10 protein-coding genes are annotated in these 10,823 nt (G+C 72.1%); 7 read left to right on the top strand and 3 right to left on the bottom strand.

The window, feature by feature from the left end:
• The first annotated feature begins 10 nt into the window (after positions 1-10).
• Genes Scani_RS09135 through rfbC form a run of 7 tightly spaced genes read left to right on the top strand, consistent with a single transcriptional unit; the run spans position 11 to position 7,049 of the window.
• The gene (locus tag Scani_RS09135; RefSeq protein WP_159472127.1) at positions 11-1,414 is read left to right on the top strand and encodes a glycosyltransferase; all 1,404 of its coding nucleotides are present in this window, start codon (positions 11-13) and stop codon (positions 1,412-1,414) included.
• On the top strand, positions 1,395-2,612 hold the full coding sequence (locus Scani_RS09130; RefSeq protein ID WP_159472124.1) for a DegT/DnrJ/EryC1/StrS family aminotransferase: 1,218 nt from the start codon (positions 1,395-1,397) through the stop codon (positions 2,610-2,612). The genes Scani_RS09135 and Scani_RS09130 overlap by 20 nt, the downstream gene beginning before the upstream one ends.
• Before the next feature lie 22 nt (positions 2,613-2,634).
• On the top strand, positions 2,635-3,513 hold the full coding sequence (locus tag Scani_RS09125; RefSeq protein ID WP_159472121.1) for a 2OG-Fe(II)-dependent halogenase WelO5 family protein: 879 nt from the start codon (positions 2,635-2,637) through the stop codon (positions 3,511-3,513).
• Positions 3,510-4,580, top strand: coding sequence for a glucose-1-phosphate thymidylyltransferase (locus tag Scani_RS09120; RefSeq protein ID WP_159475585.1), 1,071 nt, complete (start codon positions 3,510-3,512; stop codon positions 4,578-4,580). The genes Scani_RS09125 and Scani_RS09120 overlap by 4 nt, the downstream gene beginning before the upstream one ends.
• Complete coding sequence (gene rfbB, locus Scani_RS09115; RefSeq protein WP_159472118.1) at positions 4,577-5,560, top strand: dTDP-glucose 4,6-dehydratase; 984 nt, start codon at positions 4,577-4,579, stop codon at positions 5,558-5,560. Before Scani_RS09120 ends, rfbB begins: the two co-directional genes overlap by 4 nt.
• Positions 5,557-6,456, top strand: a complete 900-nt coding sequence (rfbD, locus tag Scani_RS09110; RefSeq protein WP_159472115.1) for a dTDP-4-dehydrorhamnose reductase — start codon at positions 5,557-5,559, stop codon at positions 6,454-6,456. The genes rfbB and rfbD overlap by 4 nt, the downstream gene beginning before the upstream one ends.
• Positions 6,456-7,049: a dTDP-4-dehydrorhamnose 3,5-epimerase gene (rfbC, locus tag Scani_RS09105; protein WP_159475582.1), complete on the top strand. Its 594-nt coding sequence runs from the start codon at positions 6,456-6,458 to the stop codon at positions 7,047-7,049. The genes rfbD and rfbC overlap by 1 nt, the downstream gene beginning before the upstream one ends.
• A gap of 9 nt (positions 7,050-7,058) precedes the next feature.
• Here rfbC and Scani_RS09100 read toward each other — a convergent pair whose 3' ends face one another.
• The 3 genes from Scani_RS09100 to Scani_RS09090 are packed head-to-tail and all read right to left on the bottom strand — an operon-like array spanning position 7,059 to position 10,740.
• Positions 7,059-8,048 (bottom strand): Gfo/Idh/MocA family protein, encoded by a 990-nt coding sequence (locus tag Scani_RS09100; protein ID WP_218039167.1) that lies wholly within the window; start codon positions 8,046-8,048, stop codon positions 7,059-7,061.
• An 11-nt stretch (positions 8,049-8,059) separates the two neighbouring features.
• On the bottom strand, positions 8,060-9,466 hold the full coding sequence (locus Scani_RS09095; RefSeq protein WP_159472109.1) for an NDP-hexose 2,3-dehydratase family protein: 1,407 nt from the start codon (positions 9,464-9,466) through the stop codon (positions 8,060-8,062).
• Complete coding sequence (locus Scani_RS09090; protein ID WP_159472106.1) at positions 9,466-10,740, bottom strand: glycosyltransferase; 1,275 nt, start codon at positions 10,738-10,740, stop codon at positions 9,466-9,468. Before Scani_RS09090 ends, Scani_RS09095 begins: the two co-directional genes overlap by 1 nt.
• Positions 10,741-10,823 lie beyond the last annotated feature (83 nt).

Raw genomic sequence — 10,823 nt, 5'->3', positions numbered from 1 at the left:
CCCTTTCCGCGTGAAGCGGCAGTTGTGCGTCAAGGGCGTGTCCAGCAAACGGCCGCCGACGTCTCCTACGGTGATCCACGTCGAATCGACCTACCGCCGGGGGGACATGGTGCAGGCGTTGGTCTACTGCCACGGGAGCCGTGGGGACGTGGAGCCCTACCTCGCTCTGGCACATGCGCTCCAGCGCGCCGGACACTCCGCGGTCCTCGCCGCTCCCCGGCTGTTCCTCCCCGCTGCCGAGAAGTACGGCGTCCCTTTCGCACCGCTGGACGACGAAATCATCGAATTCATGACCCGGCCCGAATTCCGCGAGGTCCTCCAACGCAGCGATGCCATGACGGAGTCGGACCGGAAACGCAAGAAGGAACTCTTCGCCGAGGTCTTTCCGCGTACCTTTTCCGCCGTACTCCGCGACATGTGGAATGCCGCGGCCGAGCACGGCGCCGACCTCGTGGTCCACTCCCACAATCACCGTGAGGCGGCCGGTCAGATCGCCGAGAAACTCGGCGTGCCCCACGTTCTCGCGTCCCTCTACCCGAACTTCGTGCGCTCGCGGTCGTACCCGTACTGGGAACGCACCTACTCCGCCCCACAACCGTCCGGGGCCGACGAGAACCCCTTCGAAACACTGCCCGCCCGGGCCCTGGCCGCCTGGCGCGCCGACGTCCTGGGCCTGCCGCCGCGCGCGGACGCCAACGACTTCCGGCACCGCGCCGACGGCACCCCGGCCCCGGTGCTCCACGGCTTCAGCCCCCACCTGCTGCAGCCGGCCGACGACTGGCCCGACTGGGTGCACACCACCGGGTTCTGGTCGCTGCCCCGGGCCACCGCCTGGACGCCGCCCGACACCCTCCGGGACTTCCTCGCCGACGGCGACAAGCCCCTCTTCATCGGCTTCGGCAGCTCCCTCGCGCCCGACCCCGGCGCCACCGGACGGCTGGTCCGGGACGCGGTGCGGCGGGCGGGGGTCCGGGCCGTGGTCGTCGCGGGGTGGGGCGGCATCGAGATCCCCGGCCCCGCACCGGACATCCTCACCGTGACCGAGGTGCCGTACGACTGGCTGCTGCCACGGGTACGGGCGGCCGTCCACGCGGGAGGAGCCGGCGCCCTCAACGCCGCCCTGGAGGCCGGTATCCCGCAGGTGAGCTGCCCGTTCCACAAGGAGCAGCTGATGTGGGCGAAGCACCTGCAGGCCGCGGGCGTCGCACCGGCGCCCCTCCTGCAGCGCGACCTCACCTCCGACGGCCTCGCCGGTGCCCTCCGCCGGGCCGTCACCGACCCGGACCTCGCCCGCACGGCCACCCGCCTCGCCCGGCAGGTGCGGACCGAGCACGGCGCCGAGCGGGCGGTCCGGGTGCTGGAGCGCATCCACACCGAACAGTCAGGAGAACGCCGTGCAGGCGACCACGCATGACAGCGTCACCCAGAGGACCGCACCAGGAAGCCGTGACCTGGCGCTCTTCGGGGGCAGACCGGCCTTCGACCGTCCGCTGCATGTGGGCTCGCCCAACATCCCCGACCGCAAGCGCCTGTTCCGGCGCATCGAGGAGGCACTCGACCGAGGCTGGCTCACCAACAACGGCCCCCTGGTACGGGAATTCGAGGAGCGGCTGCGCGAGCTGACCGGCGCCGCCCACGTCCTGGCCACCAGCAGCGGCACCGCCGCCCTCGAAGTGCTGGTGCGGGCCCGGGGCCTGAGCGGCGAGGTGATCGTTCCGTCCTTCACCTACGTCGCCACCGTCCACGCCCTCCAATGGCAGGGCATGACGCCGGTGTTCGCCGATATCGACCCCGACACGGGAACCCTGGACCCCGGACACGTCGAGCAACTGATCACCCCGCGGACCAGCGGCATCGTCGGCGTCCACCTCTGGGGCCGGCCCTGCCGCACCGACGCGCTCCGGCGGGTCGCCGACGAAAACGGACTGGCCCTGCTCTACGACGCCGCGCACGCCCTGGGCAGCGCGGTGGACGGCCGGCCGGTCGGCAGCCTCGGGGACGGGGAGATCTTCAGCTTCCACGCGACCAAGTTCATCAACGCCTTCGAGGGCGGCGCGGTCGCCACCAGCGACCCCGCACTCGCCGAAACCGTCGACCGGATGCGCAACTTCGGCTTCGGCCCCGGACGCGAGGTGCTCACCCACGGCACCAACGCCAAGATGAACGAGATATCCGCCGCCATGGGGCTGACCGCCCTCGAGCACATCGACGAGATCATCGCGGCGAACGTGCTGCGCTTCGAGCACTACCGCGCCGGTCTCGCCGGCCTCCCCGGCGTGCGGCTGCGCACGCCGGGAGCGGGGGAGCGCAGCAACCACCAGTACGTCGTCATGGAGATCGACTCCGCCGTCACCGGGACCGGCCGCGATCAGCTGCTGCGCCTGCTGCACGCGGAGAACATCGTCGCCCAGAAGTACTTCCACCCGGGCTGCCACCGGATGCGCCCCTACGCCCTGCGCTCCGAGACCCACCAGCCGCTGCCGCTGCCCGGTACGGAGCAGTTGGCCGAGCGGGTGCTGGTGCTGCCCTCGGGGCTGGCCGTCACCCCCGCCGACGTCGACCGGATCTGCGAGGTCGTGCGACTGGCGCTCACGGCCGGCCCCGCGCACTGACCACACAGGGAGGAACACGCACATGAGCACGACCACCACCGCCACGGCGGGATCCACCGCCGACGGGCGGCGGCTCACCGGCTGGAGCGGCGACGCCGACTACTTCCGCTTCCGGGAGCTGACCACCTTCGAACCGCAGGCCGTCATCGACGTCCTCCAGGGCCGCAGCGCGGGCGTCGTCTTCCGGAACGTGGTCGCCACGGAGACCTGCGCCCGGCTCTCCGAGCGCTTCTGGGACAGCCCGGACCGGATGCGGCGGGTCTCCGTCGCGCCGAGCTACTACCTGGGCACGTACCACTACCACAAGACCACCGCGGAGTACCTGGACGAGTCCGAGCGGACCGCCCCGGCGCTGGAGCGCGTCCTCGACATCCCGGAGGACCCGCTGAGCGGGTTCTACGAGGGCCTCGCCAAGGCCCTCGCGCCCGAGGGCGTGACCGTGCGCCAGGCCCGCCACGAGGGCCGCCCGGCCTGCCGGGGACTGCTGCGGTCCTGGCACGGCGCGGGACAGTACACGCTCGACCCGCACGAGGACAGCTCCCAGTGCACCGAACCCGGACAGGCGGACTTCGAGATCCAGCGGGTGCTCGACCACCACATCGCCGCGCTCAACATATGCCTGGAGAACGGCGACGGCGGGCGGCTCGCGGTGTGGAACATCCAGCCGGACGAGGCCAGCAAGCGCCGGCTGGGCCTGCACCACCTCGGGTCGCCCTACCCCATGGACACCCTCGACGGCATCGAGCGCCAGTGGATCGAGATCAACGCCGGCGACATCTACGTCTTCAACGGCGGACATATCCACGCGGTGGAACCCAACACCGCGGCCGGCAGCCGCCGCACCACGGTCGCGGGCATCCTCGGCCACATCGACGACAGAACGGTCGTTTCGTGGACATGAAAGCCCTTGTCCTCGCCGGAGGCACCGGCAGCAGACTACGGCCGATCACCCACACCTCGGCCAAGCAGCTGCTGCCCGTCGCCAACAAACCGGTGCTCTTCTACGTCCTCGACTCCCTCGCCGAGGCCGGCATCACCGACATCGGCATCGTCGTCGGGGACACCGCCGACGAGATCCGCGCCGCCGTGGAGAGCGGCGGCTACGCGGACCGGCTGGACCTCACCTACATCGCCCAGACCGCACCGCTGGGCCTGGCCCACGCGGTGCGGATCGCCCGCGACTTCCTCGGCGACGACGACTTCGTGATGTACCTCGGCGACAACTTCATCGTCGGCGGCATCACCGAGCAGGTCGAAGAGTTCCGGGCCGACCGCCCCGACGCCCGGATCCTGCTGACCCGGGTGCCCGATCCCACCGCCTTCGGGGTGGCCGAACTCGACCAGGACGGGCGCCTGGTGGGCCTGGAGGAGAAGCCGCGGAAGCCCAAGAGCGATCTCGCGCTCGTCGGCGTCTACCTCTTCACCCCGGCCGTCCACGAAGCCGTCCGCGCCATCGAACCCTCGGACCGCGGCGAACTGGAGATCACCCACGCCATCCAGTGGCTGATCGACCGCAACCTCGACGTACGGTCCGCGACGATCTCCGGCTACTGGAAGGACACCGGCAACGTCGACGACATGCTGGAGGTCAACCGCACCGTCCTGGAGACCGTCGAACCGATGGTCGCGGGCGACGTCGACGAGAGCACCACCATCATCGGACGGGTGCGGATCGCGCCCGGCGCCGTGGTCCGCCGCTCCCGCATCGTCGGCCCGGCGGTCATCGGCTCCGGTGTGGAGATCACCGGCTCCTACGTCGGCCCGTTCACCTCGGTCTCCGACGGCTGCCGCATCGAGGACAGCGAGATCGAATACTCCATCGTGCTGCCCGGCTCGTCGATCACCGGCGTCCGGCGGGTCGAGGCCTCCCTGATCGGCCGCAATGTCGAAGTCACCCCCGCCCCCCGCGCCCCCGCGGCGCACCGGCTCGTCCTGGGCGACCACAGCAAGGTGCAGATCTCCTCATGACCACCCAGATCCTCGTCACCGGTGGCGCCGGTTTCATCGGCTCCCACTACGTGCGCACCCTGCTCGGCCCGCAGGGGCCCGGCGACGTCCGGGTCACGGTGCTCGACGGCCTGACCTACGCCGGGAACCCCGCGAACCTCGACCCCGTCAGGGACCACCCGGCGTTCCGCTTCGTCCACGGTGACATCCGCGACGCCCCCCTCGTGAACGACCTCGTCGGACGGCACGACCAGGTGGTGCACTTCGCGGCGGAGTCGCATGTGGACCGCTCCATCGAGAGCGCCGCCGCCTTCGTCGGGACGAACGTCACCGGCACCCAGACCCTGCTCGATGCCGCGCTGCGCACCGGTGCGAGCACCTTCGTGCACATCTCCACCGACGAGGTCTACGGCTCCGTACCCGTCGGGAGCTCCACGGAGCAGGCGCCGCTGGACCCCAACTCCCCCTACGCGGCCTCCAAGGCGTCGAGCGATCTGCTCGCCCTGTCGTACCACCGCACGCACGGCCTCGACGTACGCGTGACGCGGTGTTCCAACAACTACGGCCACCACCACTTCCCCGAGAAGCTCATTCCCCGCTTCATCACCTCCCTGCTCGACGGGGGCACCGTGCCGCTGTACGGGGACGGCCTCAACATCCGGGACTGGCTGCACATCGACGACCATGTGGCCGGCATCGACCTGGTGCGCACCGGCGGTGTGCCCGGCCGGGTCTACAACATCGGCGGCGGCACCGAACTGACCAACAAGGCGCTCACCGGCCTGCTGCTCGACGCCTGCGGCGCGGACTGGGACCGGGTGGAGCACGTCGCGGACCGCAAGGGCCACGACCGCCGCTACTCGGTCGACTGGAGCCGGATCCGCGACGAACTCGGCTACCGCCCGCGGAAGGACTTCGCCACCGGCCTCGACGAGACCGTCCGCTGGTACCGCGAGCACCGGACTTGGTGGGAGCCGCTGCTGCCCCGAGCGGCCCGGTGAGCGTGCCCTGGCTGGTGACCGGCGCCTCGGGACTGCTGGGCCACGACCTCGTGGCCCAGCTGCGCCGGGACGGTGAGGACGTGCTCGCGCCCGGCCGCGACGCGCTCGACATCACCGACACCGGGGCGGTGCGGCGAATGATCGCCGCCCACCGCCCCGCGGTACTGGTCAACTGTGCCGCCTGGTCCGCGGTCGACGACGCGGAGGCACACGAGCGGGAGGCACTCCTCATCAACGCGGAGGGCCCCGCCCGCCTCGCGGCGGCCTGCCGCGACACCGGCACCCGGCTGCTGCACCTGTCGACCGACTACGTCTTTCCCGGTGACGGCACCCGCCCCTACCGGGAACACGACCCGACCGGGCCGTGCAACGCCTACGGCCGCACCAAGCTGGCCGGCGAACGCGCCGTCCTGTCCACCGCCCCGGAGCACGGCCACATCGTGCGCACCGCATGGCTCTACGGCGCGGGGCGGCCGAACTTCGTACGGACCCTCGTCCGGGCCGCGCGCACCGGCGACACCCTCGACGTGATCTGCGATCAGAGTGGCCAGCCCACCTGGACCGCCGACCTCGCCGACCTGCTGGTGCGGCTCGGCAGGGCGGCCGTGGCGGGCAGCCTCACCACCCGCCTCCACCACGCCACGAGCGCGGGGGAGACCACCTGGTACGGACTGGCCCGCGAGGTCTTCCGGCTGCTCGGCGCCGACCCCCGCCGGATCCGGCCGGTCCCGGCGGGTGCCCTGTGCCGGCCCGCCCCGCGCCCCGCGTACGGCGTGCTGAGCCACGAGGGTTGGGCGCCCGGCCCGCTCACACCCATCCGCGACTGGCGTGCCGCACTCGCCGCGGCGCTGCCCGACCTGGTGCGCGCCGAATCGACACGGGAGATGAGCACATGATGCGCCCCCTGGGCATCGGCCCGAGCTGGGTCGTCGAGCCGGCCGTCTTCGAGGACGCCCGCGGCGACTTCCACGAGTGGTACCGCGGCGAGGAGTTCCGGGAGACCGTCGGTCACGCCCTCCGGCTGGTGCAGGCCAACTGCTCCGTGTCCCGCCGCGGCACCCTGCGCGGCATCCACTTCGCCGAGGTGCCACCGGGACAAGCCAAGTACCTCCAGTGCGTACGCGGCGCGGTGCTCGACGTCGTGGTGGACGTCCGGGTGGGATCGCCGACCTTCGGGCAGTGGGAGGCGGTGCGCCTCGACGACCAGAACCGCCATGCGCTGTACGTCGGCGAGGGCCTGGGGCACTCCTTCATGGCCCTCACCGACCACGCGACGGTGAACTACCTCTGCTCCGAGGGGTACGCCCCCGAGCGCGAGCACGGCATCTCCCCGTTCGACCCGGCGCTCGGCATCGCCTGGCCGGCCGGCATCGAACCGCTGACCTCGCCGAAGGACACCACCGCGCCCACGCTGGCCGAGGCCGAACGGCTGGGACTGCTGCCGTCGTACGCCGAGTGCACCGCCTACTACGATGCCCGGCGCACCTGACGCGGAGGATCAGCCGGCGACCTCGACGCGCACCGCGCACGCACGGATCCGGTCGGCCAGCTCCAGTGTGGTGACGGCGTCCGCACGCCGGCACGCCTCGTCCGGTCCGTCCGACGCACCCTCGGTGCGGACCGCGGAGGCGAAGTCCGCCACGCACCGCAGGTACTGGTCGGCGGCCGGCAGGTCGATCCGCTCCGTGCCGCCCTGCTCCTCCAGCAGCAGCGCGGGCCGCTGGTCGGCCGCCGGGCTGAAGGCGTGCTCCGTGGTGAGGCGTGCCCGGCTGCCCCACAGCGCGTACCGCGCCGCATAGGCGTGTTCGAAGCCGAACTCCAGGGACGCCTGCACGCCCGAGTCGGCGGCGAGCAGCACCTGCCCGGACAGGTCGAGTCCGTCGGCGGCCCTGGTCCGCAGCGTCGCCCCGGCCACCCGCAGGCCGCGACCGAGGAACCGCATCGCCGTCCGCAGCGGGTACACCCCCGCGTCCAGCAGCGCGCCGCCGCCCAGCTCCGGAACGTAGCGGATGTCCTCCGCCGGCAGCGGCGGAATGCAGAACGCGGCGTGCAGGGACCGCAGTTCACCGATCCGGCCGGAGCGCAGCAGGGACTCCACCGCGTCGTGCCGGGGGTGGTGGAGGAACATGAAGTTCTCCCGGAGCACCAGGCCGGCCCGCGTGGCGAGCGTCACCAGCTCCCGGGCCTCCTCGGCGCTGCCCGCCATCGGCTTCTCCACCAGGACGTGCTTGCCCGCCCGCAGCGCCCGCGCCGCCCATGCGTGGTGCAGGGCGGCGGGCAGCGGCACATACACGGCGTCGATGTCGGCACGCTCCAGCAGGGGCTGGTAGCCGGCCACGGCCGCGCATCCGAAGCGGTCGGCGAACCGCCGGGCCCGCCCCATGTCGCGGGCGGCCACGGCCACCACGTCGATGTCGGGGCAGGCCGCCATCGCGGGCAGGACCCGGCGCCAGGCGATCGAGGCCGCGCCCAGGACCCCGATCCGCACCGGCCGGGCCCTCATCGCAGCGCCCGCAGGGCCGCGACCAGCGTCCTGGCCTGGACGTTCAGATGACCGCTGTAGCGCAGCAGCTCATCGAGCTGACGCTCCGACACCCAGCGGAACTCCGCACCCTCCTCGACCCGGTCACCGGAGTCCACCTCGATGATCAGGTACCGGCTGCGGGCGTGGTGGAAGCGGCCGCCCTCCTCGGAGAGGACGGTGTCGAAGCGGGTCCGCTCCGCGCGCCCGCCGAGCACCAGGTCCAGGTACGGGGGCCGGGCCGCGGCCGGCAGATGCGCGTAGTTCTCCGGTGTGCACTGCACGGTCGGTCCCAGTTCGACGCCGTCCGCGAAGCCCGGCTCCACCCGCGCCCGCATCAGGGCGTGCGGCACCCCGCCGATCCGCTGCACCAGCAGCGCCGCCACCCCGTCCCCGTGCGGCCGCAGCAGCGGCTGGGACCAGGCGGGCACCTCGCGGCTGCGGGAGCCGACGTGCACCGCCACGATGCTGAAGTACCGGCCGCTCTCGTGGGAGAGCGCCTCGGGCGACCAGTGCCATTCCGGCACGTGGGTCAGCGGCAGCCGCTCGGCGCTGATCTGGTGCTCGGCCCGGCGCCCGGTGAGCCAGCTGCGGATCTCGCGGTCGGTGTGCAGGGCGGCGCCGCGGCCGGGGTCCGCGGAGGGCGCGTCGGCGCCGGTGTGCCAGTCGGGCAGACAGGACAGCACCGTCCGCGCGTCCATGTTGATCAGGTCCTCGTGGCGCATCAGCGTATGCAGCTGCCCCAGGGTCAGCCAGCAGAAGTCCTCGCCGGCCTCCACCTCCGGTCCCGCCTCGACCACCATGTTGCGATTGCGCTTGCGGTAGAACCAGGAGCCCTGCTCGGACTGCAGGACGTCCGCCAGCACCCGGTCCGGCTCCGGCGACCGGAACAGGTCGAGGTACGGCACCGACGAACCTCCGTGCACCCGGGTGTAGTTGCTGCGGGTGGCCTGCACCGTGGGGGAGAGCTGCACCCCGTTGATGTTCCCCGGCTCGGACTTCGCCTGCATCAGCAGGTGCGGCACCCCGTCGAACTCGCGGATCGCGATGCCGAGTATCCCGCACTCCGGCTGGTTGATGATCGGCTGGGACCAGGCGGCCACCGGGCCGAAGTCGGAGCGGACCCGCAGCCCCTGGACGGAGAAGAACCGTCCGCTCCGGTGCCGCAGGTCCCCGGTGTCCGGGTCGGCATGCCACTGCGTCATCTCGTCGAAGCGGATGCGCTCGACCTGCTGGGCATGGATGAGCTGCCGTGCGGCGAGCCAGTCGAAGAACGCGGCCGTGGTCATCCGCAGCCCGTCGGTGCACGCCGCGGACTCCGCCAGTCGGACCGGGCGGCCGGTACCGGAACGGAGCGGCGGGCTCACCGCGGTGGTGTGCGCCATCACAGCACCCCTTCCAGGAAGGTGACCGCGGAGGCGGCGCCGTCCTCTTTGCCGAGCAGCCGGCCCAGCCCTGTGGCGGTGGCCGCCATGACGGGGTCCTCCGCCGCCGTGCGCACGGCGGCGGCCAGGGCGTCCGCCGTCAGTTCGCGCTGTTTGAGCGGGGGAGGCGCCACACCCAGCCGGTGCAGGTGATCGCCCCACATCAGCTGGTTCACCTCGAAGGGGCAGACGACCTGGGGCACCCCGGCCGTGAGCGCCGCGTTGTGGGCGCCGAGCGAGCCGGAGTTCACGGCCGCCCGGGTCTGCGGCAGCAGCCACGGGTAGGGGACCTCGTCGAGGGCGAGGACGTTCTCCGGGGCGTGGCCGATATCGAGCGCGCCCCAGCCGGCGACGACGACGGCCCGGTACCCCGTCTGGGCGATCGCGTCCAGCACCAGGCGCGCGGTGTGCTCCGGCTCCGTGCCCACGGCACTGCCGAAACCGAAGAACACCGGCCGGTCACCGTCCTCCAGGAAGCGCAGCAGGCGCTCCGGCGGCTGCCAGCCGGGGGCCGGCGGCAGATGCCAGAAACCCGCCGTGTGCACCGAGTCGGGCCAGTCGGATCCGGGCTTGAGGATGTGCGGACTGAAGCAGTGCAGGACCGGCGCGGGGGTGCCGTCGGCGCGGTACCGGAAGTCGAGGGAGCCGTCGCGGGGCGGCAGCCCGAGGGTGTGCGCACGCCAGGACGCGAGCGCCTCGATGACCTCCGGACCGAGGAAGCTCCGCACATCCGTCCGGCTGTGGTCCGTGCGGTCCGAGAACACCGAGGAGAGCTGTCCGAACGAGGGGTAGTCCCGCGAGACGACGAAGTTCGGGTAGAGGGCGCCCAGGACGTGCGGCACCCCCAGCCTCTCCGCGATCTGCGGCACCGCCTCACGGAACGCGTGCGAGTGCACGACGAGATCGGCGCCACCGGCCGCCGCCCGCCACATGTCCTCCAGCACGGCGGAGTAGAGCGGCACCATCTCCTTGCGGATCGACGCCCGCTGCCGGTCGCTCTCCGCGGACGGACGGTCGCTGTTCACCTGCAGCCGCCGGATGTCGGCGCGCGAGCGGATCCGCACCGCGCCGTCGTCCAACGGGGCGAATTCGACGCCGTATTCGGCGGCCAGCGGAGCATAGAGACGAGGAGCCGCCAGCACGGCCTTGTGCCCCGCCAGGTTGAGGGCGTACGCGAGCGCCAGATATGGCTGGACGTCGCCCCGATTTCCGTAGCAGTAGACCAGTGCCTTCAACGTCGGGTCCCCTCCCATGGTCGTTGAGGGGACACCCTTTCCGTTGATCCCCGAACCGCACAAGAGGCAGCTTGTTGCGTCCA

The sequence above is a fragment of the Streptomyces caniferus genome (assembly GCF_009811555.1).
GTDB lineage: Bacteria > Actinomycetota > Actinomycetes > Streptomycetales > Streptomycetaceae > Streptomyces > Streptomyces caniferus.
Note: the sequence above shows the minus strand (reverse complement) of the source record. Positions and strands in the feature narration are given on the sequence as shown.